The organism is Pseudomonas sp. B19125, from assembly GCF_044218855.1.
Lineage (GTDB): Bacteria > Pseudomonadota > Gammaproteobacteria > Pseudomonadales > Pseudomonadaceae > Aquipseudomonas > Aquipseudomonas edaphica.
The window spans coordinates 1012559-1033085 of record NZ_CP162589.1; the positions used below are offsets into that span (position 1 = coordinate 1012559).

Below are 20527 nucleotides of genomic sequence, written 5' to 3' on the forward strand. Positions count from 1 at the left end.
TTGACGGGCGTTTTGCCAGGATGTCTGCTTCAATTCAAGTTCACGATTCTCTAAAGGCAGGCTTACGCCATGGAAATCTCTGGAAGCAGCGCGTTTTATTCGGGGCTGAGCACTATTCAGGCCGGGCAGAACCGCGTCGACCAGGCCGCCGGCAAAATTGCCGGCGCCGCGACGACCCAGCCCTCGGATGCACAAAGTGATCGTCTACAAGCCAACGATCGCGCCCAGCCGTCCAACTCGGCGAGCAACATGGTCGAAATGGCCCAAGGCAAGTTTCAAGTGGAGCTGGGCGCGAAAGTTGCCAAGGCTTCGGATGAAATGCTTGGCACGTTGATCGACACCTACGCTTAACTTTCTATCGGCACACGCCGGCTCTTCTGTGGGAGCTGGCTTGCCTGCGATAGCATCGACTCAATCTTCCTGATATACCGCGGCGCCTGTATCGCAGGCAAGCCAGCTCCCACACAAGCCAGCTCCCACATTGTCCTGTGTCATCTCGTTGAACTTCTAAACTCCTTTTAAGCGTGGCATCCCGCCGCAGGCCTTGCCGTGCGTGGCATTGATGCGCGTCATGACAAACGGCTTCGGCGCGATGCTTGACAACCCCAGGTCGTAAACGTATGTTTCAAACACCTGTTTGACCGCCATAACAAATCCACGCGGTTGTTCATCCCAGATACATCAGCAGAGGTTTATCGCTATGCCTGACTACAAGGCCCCCTTGCGTGATATTCGCTTCGTTCGTGACGAACTGCTCGGTTATGAAGCGCACTATCAGAGCCTGCCGGCTTGCCAGGACGCTACCCCGGACATGGTTGACGCCATTCTTGAGGAAGGCGCCAAGTTCTGTGAGCAAGTGCTGGCACCGTTGAACCGCGTGGGTGACATCGAAGGGTGTACCTGGAGCGAGTCAGGCGTAAAAACCCCTACTGGTTTCAAAGAAGCCTACAAGCAGTTCGTCGAAGGCGGCTGGCCAAGCCTGGCCCACGACGTGGAGCACGGTGGCCAAGGCCTGCCGGAATCCCTGGGCCTGGCCGTGAGCGAGATGGTCGGCGCCGCCAACTGGTCGTGGGGCATGTACCCTGGCCTGTCCCACGGTGCGATGAACACCATCTCCGAGCACGGCACCCCGCAACAGCAAGACGCTTACCTGACCAAGCTGGTTTCGGGTGAGTGGACCGGCACCATGTGCCTGACCGAGCCGCACTGCGGCACCGACCTGGGCATGCTGCGCACCAAGGCCGAACCTCAGGCTGATGGTTCCTACAAAGTCTCCGGCACCAAGATCTTCATCTCGGCCGGTGAACACGACATGGCCGACAACATCGTCCATATCGTACTGGCCCGCCTGCCGGACGCACCGGCCGGCACCAAGGGTATTTCGCTGTTCATCGTGCCTAAATTCCTGCCGAACGCAGACGGCTCGATCGGCGAGCGCAACGCGGTGACCTGTGGTTCCCTGGAACACAAGATGGGCATCCACGGTAACGCCACCTGCGTGATGAACTTCGACGCGGCCACCGGTTTCCTGATCGGCCCGGCGAACAAAGGCCTGAACTGCATGTTCACCTTTATGAACACCGCTCGCCTGGGCACCGCGCTGCAAGGCTTGTCCCACGCCGAGATCGGCTTCCAGGGCGGCCTGAAATACGCTCGCGACCGCCTGCAAATGCGCTCGCTGACTGGCCCGAAAGCGCCGGACAAAGCCGCTGACCCAATCATCGTGCACCCTGACGTGCGCCGCATGCTGCTGACCATGAAAGCCTTCGCTGAAGGCAACCGTGCGATGGTGTACTTCACCGCCAAGCAAGTGGACATCGTCAAGTACGGCACCGACGACGAAGCCAAGAAACAAGCCGACGGCCTGTTGGCGTTCATGACCCCAATCGCCAAGGCGTTCATGACCGAAGTCGGTTTTGAATCGGCCAACCACGGCGTGCAGATCTACGGCGGCCACGGCTTTATCGCCGAGTGGGGCATGGAGCAGAACGTTCGCGACAGCCGCATTTCGATGCTGTACGAAGGCACCACCGGCATCCAGGCACTCGACTTGCTGGGCCGTAAAGTGCTGATGACTCAAGGCGAAGCGCTCAAGGGCTTCACCAAGATCGTGCACAAGTTCTGCCAGGCCAACGAAGGCAACGAAGCCGTCAAAGAATTCGTTGCACCGCTGGCGGCACTGAACAAAGAGTGGGGCGAGTTGACCATGAAGGTCGGTATGGCCGCGATGAAAGACCGTGAAGAAGTCGGTGCCGCCTCGGTGGACTACCTGATGTACTCCGGCTACGCGTGCCTGGCTTACTTCTGGGCCGACATGGCACGCCTGGCTGCTGAAAAACTGGCTGCCGGCACCACCGAAGAGGCGTTCTACACCGCCAAACTGCAGACGGCGCGCTTCTACTTCCAGCGCATCCTGCCGCGTACCCAGACCCATAAGGTCACCATGCTGTCGGGCGCCAACAACCTGATGGACATGAAAGAAGAAGACTTCGGCCTGGCTTACTAAGCCCTGCCGGTCTCCTGAAAACCGCCGCTTCTTTTGGAAGCGGCGGTTTTTTTATGTGCGGCGATAAAAAACACAGCACAGCACTCAGGGATTGCGCCTGGCTGCCGTTACAGTGATGGCAATGTGATACAGGTCACATTGAATGTGCTTAACTGTGCTCAGTGAAGGCACTGTGCCATCTTTCTGGGCGGGTCGGAGCTTTACCCTTGTCGCGCGTGTCCGCTGTACGGTTCAGTCATTTTCTTCCTTCGTTACTGCTATTGATGGCCGGGCTCTCGGCTGCGTATGTCAAAGACCTCAGCGTGTTCTTCACCTCGCTGTTCAATGTGCTGCCGACCTTGGTGCTGTTGCTCGGCGGCGCGTACTGCGCGGTGTATCGGCGCCAGCGTGAGCTGTTTCTGATGATCACGGTGTACGTCGTTTACTTCCTGCTCGACACCCAGACCGATTATTACCGCGATAACGGCCGCGTCCGTGAAGACGCCGCGGTGGTGTTCCATCTGTGTTGCTTGCTGTTGCCGTTGCTGTTCAGCATTTACGCGCTGTGGCAGGAGAAAACCCACCTGTTCCGCGACTTTGTGGCGCGCTGCGCCGTGCTCTTTGCGTTTGGCAGCGTAGCCCTGGCGCTTGAGCAGAGTTTCCCCCAAGCCTTGCTGAACTGGCTGGCGGAGATTCGCTGGCCGGCGCTGCATGGCAGTTGGATGAGCCTGATCCAGCTGTCGTACCCGATGTTCCTGATTGGTTTTGTCACCCTGGCGGCGCAGTACTGGTATCAGCCGCGGCCCTTGCACGCGGCGCAACTGGTGGGTTTGCTGGGGCTGTTCTGGATGTTGCCGCAAACCTTTATCCTGCCGTTCACGCTGAACATCATGTGCAGCCAGGTAATGCTGATGATTGCCGCCGGCGTGGCGCACGAGGCTTATCAGATGGCCTTTCGCGATGAACTCACCGGCTTGCCGGGGCGGCGCGCGCTCAATGAGCGCATGCAACGGCTGGGGCGCAATTATGTGTTGGCGATGAGCGACGTCGATCACTTCAAGCGCTTTAACGACACCCACGGCCACGATGTCGGTGACCAAGTGCTGCGGCTGGTGGCCAGCAAGCTGTCGAAGGTCAATGGCGGCGGGCGTGCCTATCGCTATGGCGGGGAAGAGTTTGCCGTGGTGTTCGCTGGCAAGACGTTGGACGAGTGCATGCCGCACCTGGAAGAAATCCGCGAGATCATCGCCAACTACGCCATCAAGCTGCGCAACCCGGACCGTCCCCACGACGACCAGCAGGGCCGCCAACGCCGGGTGGGCAGTGGCGCCTCGAGTGTGTCGGTGACGGTCAGCATCGGCGTGGCCGAGCGCCAGGTCGAGCAGCGCACGCCTGAAGAAGTGCTCAAGTCCGCCGATCAGGCGCTCTACGCGGCCAAGGGCGCGGGGCGTAACTGCGTGGTCGCTGCCGGGCAAACCCGGCGCGGCGCGGTGCGCATGGAGAGCGCTGCCGGTTGAGTGATGGCGGTGTATTCAGCGGTTCTACAGTGATTGTTCGAGGCGATGACCGGCAGTAGGTTGAAAGTATCTGCTGCCGGAGACATTGCCATGCCTGAGTACAAAGCTCCCCTGCGCGACATGCGCTTTCTGATCGACAACGTGTTTGATTTTCACGGCCACTACGCCGCCTTGGGCGCCACCGACGCGAGCCCGGATATGGTCAGCGCGATTCTCGAAGAAGGCGCCAAATTCTGCGAAAACGTGCTGTCGCCGCTCAATCGCAGTGGCGATGAAGAAGGCTGCCACTTCGACAATGGCGTGGTCACCACGCCCAAGGGCTTCAAGGAAGCTTTCGCCCACTATGTGGAAGGCGGCTGGCATGGCGTGGCGGCGGACCCGGCTTACGGGGGCCAGGGCTTGCCGCTGTCCCTGGGCCTGGTGCTCAGCGAAATGATCGGCTCCAGCAACACCTCCTGGGGCATGTACCCGGGTCTCACCCACGGTGCAATGTCGGCGATTCACGCCCACGGCACTGAAGAACAGAAAGCCACCTACCTGACCAAACTCACCGCCGGCGAATGGACCGGCACCATGTGCCTCACCGAAGCCCATTGCGGCACTGACCTGGGTTTGATCAAGACCCGCGCCGTGCCCCAGGCGGACGGCAGTTACGCGGTCACCGGCAGCAAGATCTTTATCTCGGCCGGCGAGCACGACATGAGCGCCAATATCATTCACTTGGTGCTGGCCAAACTGCCGGACGCACCGGCGGGCACCAAAGGTATCTCGTTGTTTATCGTGCCCAAGTTCCACGCCGATTCAGGCGAGCGCAACGCGGTGCACTGTGGTTCCATCGAGCACAAGATGGGCATCAAGGCCTCGGCCACCTGCGTGCTGAACTTTGACGGCGCCAAGGGCTTTTTGATTGGCGAGGCGAACAAGGGCCTCAATTGCATGTTCACCATGATGAACCACGCGCGCCTGGGCACTGGCATGCAGGGTTTGTGCAATGGTGAGGCGAGTTTCCAGGGCGCGATCAAATACGCCAACGACCGCCTGCAAATGCGCTCGCTGACCGGCGCCAAGGCCCCGGATAAAGCCGCCGACCCGATCATCGTGCACGCCGACGTGCGGCGCATGTTGCTGACCATGAAGGCCTTCAACGAAGGCAATCGGGCGCTGACCTACTTCACTGCCCAACTGCTCGACACCGCGCACTTGAGCAGTGACGCCGCCCAACGCCAGGAGGCCGAAGACCTGTTGGCGTTCCTCACGCCTATCTGCAAAGCCTTTATGACCGAAACCGGGCTGGAGGTGACCAACCACGGTATGCAGGTGTTCGGCGGCCATGGCTACATTCGCGAATGGGGCATGGAGCAACTGGCGCGTGATGCGCGGATTGCGCCGATCTATGAAGGCACTAATGGCATCCAGGCGCTCGACTTGCTGGGCCGTAAGGTCCTGGGCAGCCAGGGCAAGTTGCTGCGCGGGTTTACCAAACTTGTGCATAAGTTCTGCGCAGCGAATGCCGAGCACCCGCAGCTCAAGGCCCATGTTGAGCAGCTCAACCAACTGAACCAGCAATGGGGCGAGCTGACGATGAAGGTCGGCATGGCGGCCATGAAAAACCCGGATGAAGTGGGCGCGGCGGCGGTGGATTACTTGATGTACAGCGGTTACATCATTCTGGCGTACCTGTGGTTGCGCATGGCCATTGCGGCCCAGTCGCATGACGACGCAGCGTTCGCCCAAGCCAAATTGGCCACCTGCGATTTCTACTTCAAGCGCTTGTTGCCGCGTACTGCAACGCACCGCGCCGCTGTGGAGGCGGGCAGTGAGTGCTTGATGAGCTTGCCTGCGCAGTTGTTTGCGCTTTAGGCGCGATTGATTCACTGCGGTCAAAATGTGGGGCTGGCTTGCCTGCGATGGCATCAACTCGGTGTAACTGATAAACCGAGGTGCCCGCATCGCAGGCAAGCCAGCTCCCACAGAAGTCCATATTGGATTCGTGATGTGACCATTAAATACCTAATGGTCACTAACGGACCCTATGTGTCTCAAATGTTGTTCGGTTACACTCGAAGCCTGTAAAACCGATCCTATCGAATCACTTTTCCTGTTCTCACGAGGTTTGCCATGGCTGATTACAAAGCGCCGCTGCGTGATATGCGCTTCGTCCTCAACGAAGTTTTTGAGGTCGCCAACACTTGGGCCCAATTGCCGGCATTGGCAGACACCGTAGATGCCGAAACCGTTGAGGCAATCCTTGAAGAAGCCGGCAAGGTCACGGCCAAATCCATCGCGCCGCTCAGCCGTAATGGCGACGAGCAAGGTTGCCGTTGGGCGGACACTGCCGTCAGCACGCCGGATGGTTTCCCACAGGCTTATAAGACCTACGCCGAAGGTGGCTGGGTGGGCGTCGGCGGCGACCCGATCTTCGGCGGCATGGGCATGCCCAAGGCCGTCTCGGCGCAGGTTGAAGAGATGATCAACTCATCGAGCCTGGCGTTTGGCCTTTACCCGATGCTGACCTCCGGCGCCTGCGTCTCCATCAACACCCACGCCAGCGAAGCGCTCAAGGCTACCTACCTGCCGAAAATGTATTCGGGTGAGTGGGCAGGTTCCATGTGCCTGACGGAAGCGCACGCCGGGACTGACCTGGGCATTATCCGCACCAAGGCTGAGCCTCAGGCGGACGGGTCCTACACCATCAGTGGCACCAAGATCTTTATCACCGGCGGCGAGCATGACCTCACCGACAACATCATCCACCTGGTGCTGGCCAAACTGCCGGATGCACCGGCCGGACCAAAGGGCATTTCGCTGTTTCTGGTGCCGAAGTTCATGGTCAATGCCGACGGCAGCCTGGGCGCGCGCAACCCGGTGAGCTGCGGCTCCATCGAACACAAGATGGGCATCCAGGCATCCGCGACCTGCGTGATGAACTTCGATGAAGCCGTGGGTTACCTGGTGGGCGAGCCGAACCGTGGGTTGGCGGCGATGTTCACCATGATGAACTACGAGCGTTTGGGTGTGGGTATCCAGGGCCTGGCGTCGGGTGAGCGCTCTTATCAAAACGCGATTGAATACGCGCGCGACCGTCTGCAAAGCCGCTCGCCGACCGGCGCCCAGGCCAAGGACAAAGTGGCCGACCCGATCATCGTGCACCCGGATGTGCGCCGCATGTTGCTGACCATGAAAGCCTCGAACGAAGGCGGTCGTGCGTTCTCCACCTATGTGGCCACGCAATTGGACATCGCCAAGTTCAGTGAAGATGCCGCCGCTCGCGAACGTGCAGACAACCTGGTGGCGCTGCTGACACCTGTTGCCAAGGCCTTCCTCAGCGACCTTGGCCTGGAAACCACCGTGCTCGGCCAGCAGATCTTTGGCGGCCACGGCTACATCCGCGAGTGGGGCCAGGAGCAGTTGGTGCGGGATGTGCGCATCACGCAGATCTACGAAGGCACCAACGGCATTCAAGCGCTGGACTTGATGGGGCGCAAGATCGTTGGCAGTGGCGGGGCGTTCTACACCCTGTTCGCTGACGAGATCCGCCAGTTCATCGCGGCTTCAGGCGCCGAGTTGAGCGAGTTCACCCAACCGCTCAGCGCTGCCGTGGATAACCTGGATGAGTTGACCGCCTGGGTGCTGGACCGCGCCAAGACCAACCCGAATGAAATCGGCGCGGCTTCGGTTGAGTACCTGCACGCCTTTGGCTACATGGCCTATGCCTATATGTGGGCGCGCATGGCCAAGGCCGCGCTGGGCAAAGAGGCTGAGGAAGACTTCTACGCCAGCAAGCTGGGTACCGCGCGCTTCTACTTTGCCCGCCTGCTGCCGCGCATTCATTCACTGAGTGCGTCGGTAAAAGCCGGTAGTGAATCATTGTTTTTGCTGGATGAAGCACTGTTCTAAGGGCTTGGAGGGCGTGTAAGCATTCTCTTACATGACGTGCTGCTATTCGTCCTCTATCGCCAAATTGGATCCACGGATAATCTACTTCACATGGACGTCGCGCAGGAAGCGCAAAGCAACAACACGGACACGTAGGATTCTGCCAGGATGGCGGAGTGAAATGGATGTCAGGGAAACAGTCTGCAAAGCCCCGCTTCGGCGGGGTTTTCTTTTGCCCGCGAAAAAGTCAGGCGCCTGCCTGTGGGGCATTCATTACGTCTTCGAGCAGGGTGCGCAACAACGCCACCGTCGCTTGTTGGCGCTGCACATCGCGGCATACCAACCCCACTTTCAGCGGCACCCTGGGTTCACTCAAGGGCTTCCACAGCAGTGCCTTGCTGTTGTGTTCATCCTGGGAGCGCCCCGGCAATACGGTGACGAGCTGGGTATGAGGCAGGCTATCGAGAATCCCTGCCATCGTATTCAACTCCGCCTGCACTTGTGGCCGTCGTCCTAAATTGGATAACTGGCCTTGCCAGATCTGGCGCACCTGAAACTCTTCCCCCAACAGCAGCATCGGCAACTCCGCCGCCTGTTTCAGCGAGACTTTCTTGAATTCCCGCAATGGATGGTCTTCGGGGATGACGACCTTCAGTTCATCTTCGTACAGCAACACGCCGGTTAACCCCGGCTGACGGGGGGGCAAGTAGCTGATGCCGATATCCAGCGAACCGTTGAGCAAACGCCGCTCAATTTCAATCCCGGTCAACTCATAGATCTGCACCACCAGATGCGGTTGGGCTTTGCGCACGCGCTCGAGCATCTGCGGGACCAGGCTGGTGTGCACGGTTTGCAGCACGCCAATGGCCAAGGTGCGCATCGCCTGGCCCTTGAAGTTGCGCAAGGCCTCGACGGCTTGCTGCATGCCGTCGATCAGCGGCAAGGCGTGGTTGTACAAGGTGTGTGCCGCCAGTGTCGGCAACAGGCGCTTGCTGCTGCGCTCGAACAGGCTGACATCCAGGTTCTGCTCCAGCTGGCGAATCTGTTGCGACAAGGCCGGTTGCGAGATCGACAAACGCTCGGCGGCACGGCCCACGTGGCCTTCCTCATACACCGCGACGAAATAACGCAGTTGCTTGAAATCCATAAGACTTACTTATCGAAAAAGCTGGAAAATCGAAATGGCCGATGGCCCCTCGGACGCCTAGTCTAGCGCCTATTCGCAGGGCTTACAGGGCCGGATCGGGCAATGAACAGCGTTTATGTTGATAGCATTTACATAGGCAAGGCAAAAAACCTCAAGGGTGTGTTTGTACGGGGCGTCGACCAAGGCCCGGTTGCTATTGGGGGTGAGCTGTGAATCTGTTTCGTCGCCCTGCGCCGAGCCTGGACGATTTGATCGTGAACGCGCGCCATGACGGCTTCAGTAAATCCCTGATGCCGACTGTGGCAAGGCCCGCGCAGGTGTTTGTGCGTGGCCAGGGCTCCTGGCTCTGGGACAGCGACGAGCGCGCCTATCTGGATTTCAGCCAGGGCAGCGCCGCCAACAGCCTCGGTCATAGCCCGCAGGTATTGATCAAAGCCCTGGCCGATCAGACTCATATGCTGATCAACCCTGGCAACGGCCTGCACAACCGCGCCCAACTGAACCTCGTCGATCGGCTGTGCGATCACACCGGCAGCGACCAGGGTTACCTGCTCAACAGCGGCTCGGAAGCCTGTGAAGCCGCGATCAAACTGGCGCGTAAATGGGGTCAGCTGCATCGCGGTGGTGCCTATCACATCATCAGCGCCAGCAGCGGTTGTCATGGTCGAAGCTTTGCGGCATTGGCAGCCTCGGCTAATGCTGGCGGCAACCGTTTTGAGCCGCAACTATCGGGCTTCAGCCATGTGCCCTTCAACGATTTGCCGGCGCTGCATGCAGCCGTCGATGCCCAAACAGTTGCCATCATGTTGGAGCCGATCCAGGGTGAAGCTGGCGTCATTCCCGCTACCGAGCACTATTTGAAGGGCGTCGAGCGCCTGTGCCGCGAACTGGGGATCCTGCTGATCCTCGATGAAGTGCAAACCGGCATTGGCCGTTGCGGCAGCCTGCTGGCTGAACAACAGTACGGCGTGCGTGCTGACATCATCACCCTCGGCAAAGGCTTGGGCGGCGGTGTGCCGTTGGCGGCGTTGCTGGCGCGCGGCAAGGCTTGTTGTTTCGAAGCGGGGGAACTGGAGGGTACGCATCACGGCAATGCTTTGATGGCGTCTGCCGGTACAGCCGTACTCGACGTCGTGTTGGAAAGCGGTTTTCTTGAACAGGTACGCGAATCCGGCCTGTACCTGGGAGAAGGCCTTGCCCGGCTGGCCTATCGATACGGCCATGGGCAACTACGCGGCAACGGACTCCTGTGGGGCCTGACGCTGTCAGATGATTCTGCGGATGCGGTGGTAAAGGCTGCATTGCACGAACACTTGCTCCTGACCGCGCCGAAACCCGACTGTTTGCGTTTTACTCCAGCCTTGAACATCAGCAAAAGCCACATCGACGAAATGCTCCTGCGCCTGGCGCGCGCGTTCTCCCGCGTGCGTACCGCCCAACTGCAATGTCGCAAGGGCATCGCCGTTTAACCTCTTATTCCTGAACCGTCTCGCGGCATACGCGGCGCCTCCAGCCTGATTCTTTTGGCTGGGGGCGTTTTTTTGTTCGTGAAATTTTTGGATTGAAAACGTTGATTGAGCATCCGTGAAAACAATGGCTTTATCAGTCAAAAAGATTTGATTTGGTTTCGGGCGATGGCAAAAACTTATGAAAGCTTAAACGACACACAAGTCCAGCAATTACTGGATTTAAGGGAGTTTGTGGATATTCATCATGATCAAAAAATATGAAAGTGAAGCGCTGGAGTCGATTCATAAATCTGCCGTAGCACTTCATTCAATTGGAGCAATCAGCAAAACCACCCTCCGAGAATATGACGAAGCGTGCTTATCGGCCGTCCCTGAACAAATTCCGGCCGAGCAGATCAAGCAGCTGCGTGAAAGCAGTCATGTCAGTCAGCCCGTTTTCGCTCGCTACCTCAACACCAGCGCCTCCACCGTGAAAAAGTGGGAGTCCGGCGAAAAACAACCCAGCGGCATGGCGCTCAAGTTACTGAGCATCGTACAGAAACACGGCCTGGAGATTCTGGCCTGAAGATGGCCCAATGCCAGATTCCACTGAACCCTCACGAACACCCAAGGTCGATTAGCTACACGGCTCACACGAGCCGATTTTTTGGAGCTGACCCATGGACATTATTCGTATCATCATCGCCATTCTGCTGCCGCCACTGGGTGTGTTCCTGCAAGTGGGTTTCGGCGGGGCGTTCTGGCTGAACATCCTGCTGACCCTGTGCGGTTACTTCCCCGGCATCATCCACGCGGTGTACATCATCGCCAAGCGCTGAGGCCGTCAGCCTTTTGCAATGAGCCGTGAGTTGCGCTCGTTGCGAAAGGCCAACTGCTCGATGGTCTGGGTGGCATGCTCGGCTTCTTCCCGCGCCTTGAGGATGATGCCGTGCTGCTCGGACTTGCTGCACACCGGGTCGGCATTGCTCGCGTCGCCCGTGAGCATGAACGCCTGGCAACGGCAGCCGCCGAAGTCCTTTTCCTTTTCATCGCATGAACGGCACGGCTCGGGCATCCAGTCGTAGCCGCGAAAGCGGTTGAAGCCAAACGAGTCGTACCAGATGTGCTGCATGCTGTGGTCGCGCACATTGGGAAATTGCACCGGCATCTGTCGGGCGCCGTGGCAAGGCAGGGCGGTGCCGTCCGGAGTCACTGTCAGAAAGATGCTGCCCCAGCCGTTCATGCAGGCTTTCGGGCGTTCCTCGTAGTAATCCGGTGTCACGAATATCAGCTTGCACGGGTGGCCTTCGGCTTCGAGCTTGGCGCGGTATTCGTTGGTGATGCGTTCGGCGCGTACCAGTTGTTCCTGGGTCGGCAGCAAGCCCACACGGTTGAGTTGCGCCCAGCCGTAGAACTGGCAAGTGGCGAGTTCGACGAAGTCTGCCTCCAGTGCGATGCACAGTTCGATAATGCGGTCGATCTTGTCGATATTGTGCCGATGGGTAACGAAATTCAGCACCATCGGATAGCCGTGGGCCTTCACCGCGCGGGCCATTTCCAGCTTTTGCGCGAAGGCTTTTTTCGAGCCGGCGAGCAGGTTGTTCACCTGTTCATCGCTGGCCTGGAAGCTGATCTGGATGTGGTCCAGGCCCGCCTTCTTGAAGTCGCTGATCTTCTGCTCGGTGAGACCGATGCCCGAGGTGATCAGGTTAGTGTAGAAACCCAGCTTGCGCGCCTCGGCGATCAGTTCGGCAAGGTCCTGGCGCACCAGCGGTTCACCGCCGGAAAACCCCAGTTGCGCAGCGCCCATTTCCCGCGCTTCGCGAAACACCTTGATCCACTGCTCGGTGCTCAGCTCTTTACCCTGCTCGGCAAAATCCAGCGGATTGGAGCAATACGGGCACTGCAACGGGCAGCGGTAAGTCAGCTCGGCAAGCAACCACAGTGGCAGGCCAATCGGTGGCTTTTCAGGCAAGTTCGATCCAGTGCTCAGCACGGGCGACCTCCATGAATTGCTCGATGTCTTGACCGAGCTCAGGTACGCCGGGGAATTGCTTATCCAGCTCGGCGATGATCGTCGCTACGTCGCGCTCGCCGTCGATCAAGCCACCAATCAATGCGGCGCTGTCGTTGAGCTTGATCATGCCTTCGGGGTAGAGCAACACGTGGCCTTTTTGCGCGGGCTCGTACTGGAAACGATAGCCCTGGCGCCAGGTTGGTGTTTTGCTGCGATCAAAGCTCATAGGGTGATCCCTTTATGCCAGACCCGCTGCTCGGTCACGCTGTGATACGGCGGGCGTTTGAGTTCGTAGGCCATGCTCATGGCATCCAGCATGCTCCACAGAATGTCGAGTTTGAACTGCAGGATTTCCAGCATGCGTTCCTGGCCTTCGCGAGTGGTGTAGTGCTGCAGCGTGATCGCCAAACCATGCTCTACGTCGCGACGGGCCTGGCCGAGGCGGGTGCGGAAATACTCATAACCGGCCGGGTCGATCCACGGATAGTGCTGCGGCCAGCTGTCGAGGCGCGACTGGTGGATCTGCGGCGCAAACAGTTCGGTCAGCGAGCTGCTGGCAGCTTCTTGCCAGCTGGCGCGGCGGGCAAAGTTGACATAGGCATCCACCGCAAACCGTACGCCGGGCAGCACCAGCTCCTGGGAGCGCAACTGTTCGGGGTCGAGGCCAACCGCCTGGCCCAGGCGCAACCAGGCTTCGATACCGCCGTCTTCACCGGGCGCGCCGTCGTGGTCGAGCAGACGCTGGATCCACTCACGGCGGATCTCGCGGTCCGGGCAGTTGGCCAGGATCGCGGCGTCTTTGAGCGGGATGTTCACCTGATAGTAGAAACGGTTGGCGACCCAGCCCTGGATCTGCTCGCGGGTGGCGCGGCCTTCATACATCGCCACGTGGTACGGGTGATGGATATGGTAGAAGGCGCCTTTGGCCCGCAGGGCGGCTTCGAACTCGGCGGTGGTCAACGGTGTGTCAGTCACTTCGTCTGCTCCTACAATTCAATGCTCATGCCGTCGTAAGCCACTTCGACATTGCGCCGCACCAGCTCGGCGCGCTCGGGGGAGTCTTCGTCGAGGATCGGGTTGGTGTTGTTGATGTGGATAAGCACTTTGCGCTGCTTGGGTAGCTGCTCCAGTACTTCGAGCATGCCGCCGGGGCCGCTCTGCGCCAGGTGGCCCATCTCGCGGCCGGTGCGCGTGCCGACGCCACGGCGCTGCATTTCATCGTCGTCCCACATCGTGCCGTCCACCAACAGGCAGTCGCTGCCCGCCATGATTTCCAGCAGCGGCGCGTCGACTTTGCCCAGGCCCGGCGCATAGAACAGCTTGCCGCCGGTGCGCAGGTCCTCGACGATCAGGCCGATGTTATCGCCTGGGTGCGGGTCAAAGCGGTGCGGCGAGTAGGGCGGCGCGGCGCTACGCAAGGGCAGCGGGGTGAAGCGCAAATTCGGGCAGGCCGGGATCGTGAAGCTGGCGTCCAACTCGATACGGTTCCAAGCCAGGCCGCCGTTCCAGTGGGTCAACATGGTGAACAGCGGGAAACCGGTGCTCAGGTCTTCATGGACCATGTCAGTGCACCACACCTGATGCGGGCAACCTTCGCGCAAGCTCAACAGGCCGGTGGTGTGGTCGATCTGGCTGTCCATCAGGATAATTGCGCTGATGCCGGTATCGCGCAGCGCGCGGCCGGGTTGCATCGGCGCAAAGCCTTGCAGTTGCGCACGGATATCCGGCGAAGCATTGCACAGCACCCAGTTCACGCCATCGTCGGAGATCGCGATGGACGACTGGGTACGCGCCTGGGCGCGCAGGCTGCCGTCGCGAAAGCCTGCGCAGTTCACGCAGTTGCAGTTCCACTGCGGGAAGCCACCGCCGGCGGCGGAACCTAGAATCTGGACAAACATGATTGCTCCATCACGCAAAGCTCAAAACAAAAACGCCCCGGGCGAACCGAGGCGTTGTATTACTCAGCCAATCAACGGCTGGCGAAGTACATGGTGACTTCGAAACCGATACGCAGATCAGTGTAAGCGGGTTTGGACCAGGTCATATTCATACTCCTACCAAGGGATGGGACGTTCACTACCAAGTAATACATATAGTCCACCTCCTATTGGAGATGTTCAGATATTGCGTATGAATATTACGCAATTCTTTTCAAGTTAGCGCTGTCTTGACGGAAAAAGCCTGTTGCAGGGTTGGCAATGATCAGCCTGCCGGTTGCCAGGAGTCGTTGATTCGCGGGCCGTTGGCCACGCAACGCCAGCCGCCTGAGGCATCGTTGAGTTGCTGAGCGGCGCGCTGCAGATCCTCGCGTGTGCGGTTTTGTATCAACTGTTGTAGCAGGTCCAGGTAACCCGACGGATGGCCCGCCAAGTAAGCCTGCCACAGCAGTTCGGCGGCTTGGTTGAGCGGCAGTTGCTGGGCACTGAATTGCTGCGCCAGGGTCTGGTTGCCCAGGTCTGGGCTGCTGTCGATTAACGACGGTAATTGCTTCAGAAAGGTCTGCAGGTGATCGACGATCACGCTCAGTGAAACGCTGGGGGACTGCACACCAAACAGCAGCCCGGTTTGCCCGTTGACCTGTCGGATGCCGCTGAAGACCGCGTAGCCGATTTGCAGATCAACCCGCAGGCGCTGGTAAAACGGCCCGTGCAGCAGATGCCCAAGCAGTCGCCAGGCGGCTTCGTCGGCCAAGGCTGGCGTCGGTGCTGGGCAAAACAGTAGTAAAGCGGCTTCATTGGAGTCTGTATTTATCGCCTGCCAGAGCTTCCGGCCGTCGAGGGTTGGCGGTGTGTGTTCAATGCTTGCCGCCTGCCCAGGCAGCCGCGCTGCGGCAATTTTGATCGCGGCTTCACAAGCGGCCGGCAATCCAAAGCCGAGCCCATGCCATCGAGCCGTCGCCCATGAAGCTGGCCCGGAGTGAGTGTCGGTGCAGCAAACGGGCAGCGCCTTGAGCAACTCTCGGATGGCGATCATCGGTGTCGCGGCGGGTGCGGCGTCTTGTGGCAGGCTTAAGCTTTGCGCCAATACGTCCAGAACAGCCGGCATGGGCTGATGAAGACCGACCATTTTCACCAGGAAATCATTGCCGATCGTTTCGAAAGACAACTCAACTCCGGCCTGCCGGGCATTCTCGCGCAATGGCTGTAATGTATTTTCCAACCCCACGGGCGCGGCGTTATCAAACTGCCATTGCAGATACAGCGCGCCTTCATCGGTGTCATCCGCCAATGCCTGGCTGAATGTCAGCGCCGACACCTCACGACGGCCCCGGGAGCGGTCTTGCGCGAAGGTGCGCAAACCACGATGGGCGCTGGTCTGGCCGCGGATCAGTCCGGCGCGTTGTTCTTTGGTGGGCGGGCGCAGGAATGGGTTGTTCGGCGGTAACTGCCAAGCCTGTCTGGCCGGTTTGAGGTGCAGTGAATCCAACAGTTTTTTGAGTGCGACGACGCCCTGTTCCGACAGGTCTTCACTTTCGTTTCGCACCCATGCCAAGGCACTTTGGGTCTGCTGCTGGCGAGCGTTCAGCAAGGCGAACTCTTCGCGTAAAGGTGTCCAATCGCTGTGTGCGAAAAAGCTCAGCCAGTCGTGCAGCAACGCTTCGATTTGCGTAGCCGAATCGTCTTGAGTATCGAGGGTAACGTCGATATCCAATACGGCTTGCCCGGCAAACGCATAAAGCACGGTCGCCTGCATGGCATTGGCCAGTTTTCGCGCTTTCAGCTCAGCCAGTAAACCACCCGGCGCCGTAGCATTGAGCCAGGTGCAGAGAAACGCCAGCGCTTGGCGAGGCGCGTCACAGGTGATGACGTGGTGCAGGTGGTCATCGGCGATGTGTTGAAAGCCCTGGGCGTGGCCGAGCATCAGCGCAGGCGGCGCAGCCTGTGGGTACTGAGGGCCAGTGGCCAATTCGTCGCTGAAACGCTGGGCCAACGCTTGCAGTTCTTCCAATGGTTGCGGGCCGGCAAGGTGTAACGTCATCTGCCCGCTCTGATAGAACCTGGTATGGAATTCCTTCAATGCCTGCTGAAACGCCTCACGCTCAACCGGCAGGCTATCCCGATTACCGGCATGAAAACCGCGCAGCGGATGGTCCGCCGCCAAGCCTTCCAGCAGCGCAACCTGCTGCTGCGCCTTGGCATCCTGGGACCAGGCCACAAACTCCGCTTGCAGCACTTCGCGCTCACGCAGTTGGTCTTCAATCGTCAGGCGCGGATGGGTGAGCATATCCGCCAGCCGCTCCAGCCCATCGGCAAAGGTTGGCACCGGCAATTCAAAGAAAAAGTCCGTGGTGCGCTCGCGGGTGCTGGCGTTGACCTGCCCACCCTGGCGCTGCACGTAGGCCATCAAGCCTTCGCTTGTGGGAAAACGCGCAGTGCCGAGAAACAGCAAATGCTCAAGAAAATGCGCCAAGCCCGGCCACGCGAGTGGCACGTCATGGCTGCCGGCGGCCACGCGCAACATCGCGGCGCAACGCTTCAAGCGTGGCGCATGGCGCAAGGAAACCCGCAGGCCGTTGGCCAGGGTCAAGTCAAGGTGATGAGGGTGGGCCGGCGCAGGCATGGGCACTTCCGAAACGTAGGATGTGCCTATGCTAACAAACCGTCTGGCTCAGGGCTTGTGCAGCGCGCCGTACAGCTCTGGGCGACGGTCTTGCAGGTAGTGATTGGCAGCGCGGGCATCCAGGATCGACTGGCGATCCAGCGTACCGACGATCAACGATTCATCCAGCCCCGCCTGGGCGATTCGCTGGCCATTGGGCGCAGCAATACTGCTTTGCCCGCAGTACTGAATCTCGCCTTCGTGCCCGCAGTAGTTGGCGTAGGCCACATAGCACTGGTTTTCAAAGGCCCGCGCCCGCACGGTCACGTCGGCAACAAAGTCGAACGGCACCATATTGGCCGTCGGCACCAGGATTACCTCGGCGCCGGCCAGGGCCAGGCGTCGGGTGTTTTCCGGGAACTCCAGGTCGTAGCAGATCAAAAACCCGAGCTTCCAGCCGTTAAGCTCCACCAGCGGGAAATCATCTTCCCCGGCGCTGAACATCGAGTGGTCCAGGTCGCCAAACAGATGAGTCTTGCGGTAGTTGCACAGGCGCTGGCCGTGGGCATCGATCAACTGCACGGCGTTGTAGATCTGCCCGTCCTCAGCCCGCTCCGGGTAACCGTAGAGAATGGCCAGGCCGGCGCTTTTGGCCAGCTCGGCAATCGCCTGAGCCGACGGCCCATCCTGGGCTTCGGCCAGTGCACCCACCGCTTCGGCACCGATGTTGTAGCCGCTGAGGAACATCTCCGGCAGCACCAGCACATCAGCACCGGTGGCTTCATGCGCCAATTGGTGCAGGCGCTTGAGGTTGCCGGCCACATCCAGCGGCAGCGGTGGGCATTGGTACAGGGCGACACGCATGCTCAACTCCTTAATCGGCCAGGGCGATCGGGCCGATTTCGTCAAAGACATCACCTGGGCCCGGGTTTTCGGGGTGAGTGCTGCCGCCGAAGTGGGTCATGATGCCCCATACCGCATTCAGCGAGGTTTGCACCGCGCCCTCGACCCACGCAGGCGTCCAGGATACGTCGTCACCGGCGATAAAAATCCCACGCTGTTCGGCGGGCATGTCCTTCTGCATAAAGTGCGCATACATGCGCTGGTTGTAGCGATAGTGGCCGGGCAACGCGCCTTTGAAGGCGCCGAGGAAATGCGGGTCGGCTTCCCAGGACACGGTGATCGGGTCGCCGATGATGCGCGCCTTGATATCGACTTTCGGGTAGATCTTTTTCAGCGCGTCGAGGGCCAGTTTCACCCGCTTGTCGATGGGCTGCGGGAGCATTTTCAGCGCGTCGCTCATCCACGAATACGACAGGCAAATCACGCCTGGCTTGTCGTCACCGTTGTCGAACAGATAGGTGCCACGGGTGAGGCGATCGGTGAGGGTCATGCTCATCAGGTCGCGGCCGGTCTCCGGGTCCTTGTCTTTCCAGAACGGGCGGTCGACCATCACGAAGGTTTTCGACGACTGCATGTAGCGCGTGCGGTCCAGAGCCATCCACATTTTTTGCGAAAACAGGGTTTCGTCGCATTCGATCTGGGTGGTCAGCAGCCAGCTTTGACAGGTGGTCAACACGGCGGCGTATTCGCGGGTGTCACCGTAGTTGTCGGTGACCGCAAAGCGGCCATCGGCAGCGTGGGCAATGCGTTTTACCCCCGCCCGTGGCGCGCCGCGATGCAGCGAGCTGAGGCTGGTGCCGGCGGGCCAATGGGCGCAACGCTCCGGCACATGGCGCCATATGCCCATGGGCACTTGCGCTACGCCGCCAACCACCAGGTGTTGGTGATCGTCGCAGTTGGTCATCACCACGCGGAAGATTTCCAGCATCGAGTTGGGGAAATCCGAGTCCCAGCCGCCAGTGCCGAAACCCACCTGGCCAAACACTTCGCGGTGCGCGAACGACAGTTTGGCGAACGCCTTGGAAGTGGCGACGAAGTCATAGAAGGTGCGGTCGTCCCACAGCGGTACCAGCTTGTTCCACAGCGCCTTGAGGCGTGGCACGTCGCGATCGCGAATGGCTTGCTGGATATCACCGAACTGCGAGCCGGCCTCCAGCGCATCCGCCCAGGCATCGGCAACTTCCTGGAACAGCACCGGCAGGTCCGAGAGTTTTTGTGCGTAGTGGGTCTGGCCTTCGAGGTCGACCACGGTGCTGCCGGAAGCCGGTGTCAGTGGGTTGGGAAAAGGTTTGGTCTCCAGGCCCAGCTTGTCCACATAGTGGTAGAACGCAGTGGACGATACCGGAAAACGCATGCCGCCCAGCTCGGCGATGATGCCTTCGGCGCCTTCAAAGGCCTGGGAGCGCAAACGCCCGCCCATCTTCGAGGCCTCGTATACCACCGGCTTGAGGCCCAGCTTCATCAGCTCGTAAGCCGCCACCAGCCCTGCGATCCCGGCTCCCACAATCGCCACTTCCGCGCCATGGTTGGCCGCGGGAATACTGCCCAGGCCAGCCGGGTGTTCGATCCAGTCATCAAAGGCAAACGGAAAATCCGGGCCAAAGATGGTGATAGGTTTTTTACCGTCGGCGGGATGGCGATTGGTCTTGCTGATGGTGCTGGACGGAATGCTCATGGCTGACCTTACTGACGACTCGGCGGGATTCGGCCCGTTGAGTATAGGAAAAGATGGCAGCCAGTTTAGGGAGCGTAGCGTTCGTTATTAAGACGCAATGTGTCGTCGGATTGAATTGTTTTTAGTCAGAATGACGAAGTGGCTGGTCAAACTGGCTGACCACGGTCCAATTTGTTACTGAGGATGATCGACGTGGTGGTTTTTTCCACGCCCTCGACGCTGCCGATCTGGTCCAGCAACTGGTCCAGCTGTTCCGGCGAATCAGTGCGCAGCCAGGCCACGTAATCAAACTCGCCACTCACCGCACACAATTGCTGCACCTGCGCCATGGCGCTCAACCGGCGCAGCACTTCCTTGCCCGAGCGCGCTTGAACGGTGATGCCGACATACGCCTGCAAACCCCCGTCGACCACACGCTGCCCGAGGCGCACGCCATAACCGGTGATCACCTGGGTTTTCTCCAGGCGCGCCAGGCGCGAGGTCACCGTGGTGCGCGCAATGCCCAACTGCCGGGCAAGCATGGCCACGCTTTCGCGGGCGTTAATCTGCAAGGCGGCGATCAGTTGGCGATCGATTTCGTCGAGGGCGGGCAAGGGTGGGGCTCCGGTGTGTAGGGGCAGTGCGCGGATATATTACAGGCTTGTGTTGGCAAGGAGGTGAACGGTGCTGCGATGAGTGTGATTGGGAGTGGGCACAAAAACTGACAGAAGTTCGCTGGTTAAAAGGGCTAATACGTCGCCATCATCTCATCACACAGGTCTGCTTTAAGGGTGAGAAGACTTTTTTATAGGTGTGTCTTGTGTGTATACAAACACCCTGAAAAGCGAGGACGTGTAACCGTGCCTCATCCCAAGTCAGAGATTGCCAAGGGCACCTTGCACAGTATTTTCAAATCAGCAGGCCTCAACTGTAGAGCTTGA

General features: G+C 59.6%; 20 protein-coding genes and 1 pseudogene. 10 read left to right on the forward strand and 11 right to left on the reverse strand.

Going from position 1 to position 20527, the window contains the following annotated elements:
* Positions 1-69: 69 nt before the first annotated feature.
* Positions 70-351, forward strand: a complete 282-nt coding sequence (locus AB4P96_RS04530; RefSeq protein ID WP_017138029.1) for a hypothetical protein — start codon at positions 70-72, stop codon at positions 349-351.
* 156 nt (positions 352-507) lie between these two features.
* On the opposite strand, the gene AB4P96_RS04535 is transcribed toward AB4P96_RS04530, so the two are convergent.
* Complete coding sequence (locus AB4P96_RS04535) at positions 508-648, reverse strand: hypothetical protein (RefSeq protein WP_186617045.1); 141 nt, start codon at positions 646-648, stop codon at positions 508-510.
* A 52-nt stretch (positions 649-700) separates the two neighbouring features.
* Here AB4P96_RS04535 and AB4P96_RS04540 point away from each other — a divergent pair, with 52 nt between their 5' ends.
* The 4 genes from AB4P96_RS04540 to AB4P96_RS04555 all read left to right on the forward strand — a co-directional run bounded on the left by AB4P96_RS04540 (position 701) and on the right by AB4P96_RS04555 (position 7899).
* Entirely contained in the window at positions 701-2506 is a 1806-nt protein-coding gene (locus AB4P96_RS04540; protein ID WP_017138032.1) for a phenylacyl-CoA dehydrogenase, read from the forward strand.
* 206 nt (positions 2507-2712) lie between these two features.
* A complete protein-coding gene (locus AB4P96_RS04545) occupies positions 2713-4002 on the forward strand; it encodes a diguanylate cyclase (RefSeq protein WP_170036898.1) in 1290 nt (429 codons plus the stop codon).
* A 90-nt stretch (positions 4003-4092) separates the two neighbouring features.
* Positions 4093-5862, forward strand: a complete 1770-nt coding sequence (locus AB4P96_RS04550) for an acyl-CoA dehydrogenase C-terminal domain-containing protein (protein WP_395600543.1) — start codon at positions 4093-4095, stop codon at positions 5860-5862.
* Between the two features lie 258 nt (positions 5863-6120).
* The gene (locus tag AB4P96_RS04555; RefSeq protein ID WP_176991592.1) at positions 6121-7899 is read left to right on the forward strand and encodes an acyl-CoA dehydrogenase C-terminal domain-containing protein; all 1779 of its coding nucleotides are present in this window, start codon (positions 6121-6123) and stop codon (positions 7897-7899) included.
* Between the two features lie 226 nt (positions 7900-8125).
* Here the strand turns inward: AB4P96_RS04555 and AB4P96_RS04560 are convergent, their stop codons facing one another.
* Positions 8126-9025: a LysR family transcriptional regulator gene (locus AB4P96_RS04560; protein ID WP_395600544.1), complete on the reverse strand. Its 900-nt coding sequence runs from the start codon at positions 9023-9025 to the stop codon at positions 8126-8128.
* Positions 9026-9234: 209 nt separating this feature from the next.
* Here AB4P96_RS04560 and AB4P96_RS04565 point away from each other — a divergent pair, with 209 nt between their 5' ends.
* The 4 genes from AB4P96_RS04565 (at position 9235) to AB4P96_RS04580 (ending at position 11312) form a co-directional block, all read left to right on the forward strand.
* On the forward strand, positions 9235-10494 hold the full coding sequence (locus AB4P96_RS04565) for an aspartate aminotransferase family protein (RefSeq protein WP_017138038.1): 1260 nt from the start codon (positions 9235-9237) through the stop codon (positions 10492-10494).
* Positions 10495-10599: 105 nt separating this feature from the next.
* Complete coding sequence (locus tag AB4P96_RS04570; RefSeq protein ID WP_395600545.1) at positions 10600-10755, forward strand: hypothetical protein; 156 nt, start codon at positions 10600-10602, stop codon at positions 10753-10755.
* Complete coding sequence (locus AB4P96_RS04575; protein ID WP_017138039.1) at positions 10739-11059, forward strand: DNA-binding transcriptional regulator; 321 nt, start codon at positions 10739-10741, stop codon at positions 11057-11059. The genes AB4P96_RS04570 and AB4P96_RS04575 overlap by 17 nt, the downstream gene beginning before the upstream one ends.
* A gap of 94 nt (positions 11060-11153) precedes the next feature.
* Complete coding sequence (locus AB4P96_RS04580) at positions 11154-11312, forward strand: YqaE/Pmp3 family membrane protein (RefSeq protein ID WP_003194776.1); 159 nt, start codon at positions 11154-11156, stop codon at positions 11310-11312.
* A 5-nt stretch (positions 11313-11317) separates the two neighbouring features.
* Here the strand turns inward: AB4P96_RS04580 and pqqE are convergent, their stop codons facing one another.
* From pqqE to AB4P96_RS04625, 9 genes are all read right to left on the reverse strand, one after another.
* Positions 11318-12448, reverse strand: a complete 1131-nt coding sequence (pqqE, locus tag AB4P96_RS04585; protein WP_017138040.1) for a pyrroloquinoline quinone biosynthesis protein PqqE — start codon at positions 12446-12448, stop codon at positions 11318-11320.
* Complete coding sequence (gene pqqD, locus AB4P96_RS04590) at positions 12441-12716, reverse strand: pyrroloquinoline quinone biosynthesis peptide chaperone PqqD (RefSeq protein ID WP_395600546.1); 276 nt, start codon at positions 12714-12716, stop codon at positions 12441-12443. The genes pqqE and pqqD overlap by 8 nt, the downstream gene beginning before the upstream one ends.
* Positions 12713-13465 (reverse strand): pyrroloquinoline-quinone synthase PqqC, encoded by a 753-nt coding sequence (gene pqqC, locus AB4P96_RS04595; RefSeq protein WP_395600547.1) that lies wholly within the window; start codon positions 13463-13465, stop codon positions 12713-12715. The genes pqqD and pqqC overlap by 4 nt, the downstream gene beginning before the upstream one ends.
* Positions 13466-13476: 11 nt before the next feature.
* Entirely contained in the window at positions 13477-14388 is a 912-nt protein-coding gene (gene pqqB, locus AB4P96_RS04600) for a pyrroloquinoline quinone biosynthesis protein PqqB (protein WP_058420504.1), read from the reverse strand.
* Between the two features lie 71 nt (positions 14389-14459).
* Entirely contained in the window at positions 14460-14534 is a 75-nt protein-coding gene (gene pqqA, locus AB4P96_RS04605) for a pyrroloquinoline quinone precursor peptide PqqA (RefSeq protein ID WP_003194766.1), read from the reverse strand.
* Positions 14535-14692: 158 nt separating this feature from the next.
* Entirely contained in the window at positions 14693-17050 is a 2358-nt protein-coding gene (gene pqqF / locus AB4P96_RS04610) for a pyrroloquinoline quinone biosynthesis protein PqqF (protein ID WP_395600548.1), read from the reverse strand.
* Positions 17051-17098: 48 nt separating this feature from the next.
* Positions 17099-17893, reverse strand: coding sequence for a carbon-nitrogen hydrolase family protein (locus AB4P96_RS04615; RefSeq protein WP_017138045.1), 795 nt, complete (start codon positions 17891-17893; stop codon positions 17099-17101).
* Between the two features lie 10 nt (positions 17894-17903).
* On the reverse strand, positions 17904-19586 hold the full coding sequence (locus AB4P96_RS04620) for an NAD(P)/FAD-dependent oxidoreductase (RefSeq protein WP_065929487.1): 1683 nt from the start codon (positions 19584-19586) through the stop codon (positions 17904-17906).
* A gap of 167 nt (positions 19587-19753) precedes the next feature.
* Positions 19754-20200 carry an Lrp/AsnC family transcriptional regulator gene (locus tag AB4P96_RS04625; RefSeq protein ID WP_058420501.1) on the reverse strand — a complete coding sequence of 149 codons (447 nt, stop codon included), beginning with the start codon at positions 20198-20200 and terminating at the stop codon, positions 19754-19756.
* A 213-nt stretch (positions 20201-20413) separates the two neighbouring features.
* On the opposite strand from AB4P96_RS04625, the pseudogene AB4P96_RS04630 reads away from it, so the two are divergent.
* Positions 20414-20527 (forward strand): annotated as a pseudogene (locus AB4P96_RS04630) (type II toxin-antitoxin system HicA family toxin); the annotation flags it as partial.

Coding starts and splice junctions, on each gene's coding strand:
- AB4P96_RS04560 (WP_395600544.1), bottom strand. CDS start 9,025: ATGGATTTCAAGCAACTGCGTTATTTCGTCGCGGTGTATGAGGAAGGC.
- AB4P96_RS04555 (WP_176991592.1), top strand. CDS start 6,121: ATGGCTGATTACAAAGCGCCGCTGCGTGATATGCGCTTCGTCCTCAAC.
- AB4P96_RS04615 (WP_017138045.1), bottom strand. CDS start 17,893: ATGCGTGTCGCCCTGTACCAATGCCCACCGCTGCCGCTGGATGTGGCC.
- pqqD (WP_395600546.1), bottom strand. CDS start 12,716: ATGAGCTTTGATCGCAGCAAAACACCAACCTGGCGCCAGGGCTATCGT.
- AB4P96_RS04580 (WP_003194776.1), top strand. CDS start 11,154: ATGGACATTATTCGTATCATCATCGCCATTCTGCTGCCGCCACTGGGT.
- AB4P96_RS04550 (WP_395600543.1), top strand. CDS start 4,093: ATGCCTGAGTACAAAGCTCCCCTGCGCGACATGCGCTTTCTGATCGAC.
- AB4P96_RS04540 (WP_017138032.1), top strand. CDS start 701: ATGCCTGACTACAAGGCCCCCTTGCGTGATATTCGCTTCGTTCGTGAC.
- AB4P96_RS04575 (WP_017138039.1), top strand. CDS start 10,739: ATGATCAAAAAATATGAAAGTGAAGCGCTGGAGTCGATTCATAAATCT.
- AB4P96_RS04535 (WP_186617045.1), bottom strand. CDS start 648: ATGGCGGTCAAACAGGTGTTTGAAACATACGTTTACGACCTGGGGTTG.
- pqqF (WP_395600548.1), bottom strand. CDS start 17,050: ATGCCTGCGCCGGCCCACCCTCATCACCTTGACTTGACCCTGGCCAAC.
- pqqB (WP_058420504.1), bottom strand. CDS start 14,388: ATGTTTGTCCAGATTCTAGGTTCCGCCGCCGGCGGTGGCTTCCCGCAG.
- AB4P96_RS04530 (WP_017138029.1), top strand. CDS start 70: ATGGAAATCTCTGGAAGCAGCGCGTTTTATTCGGGGCTGAGCACTATT.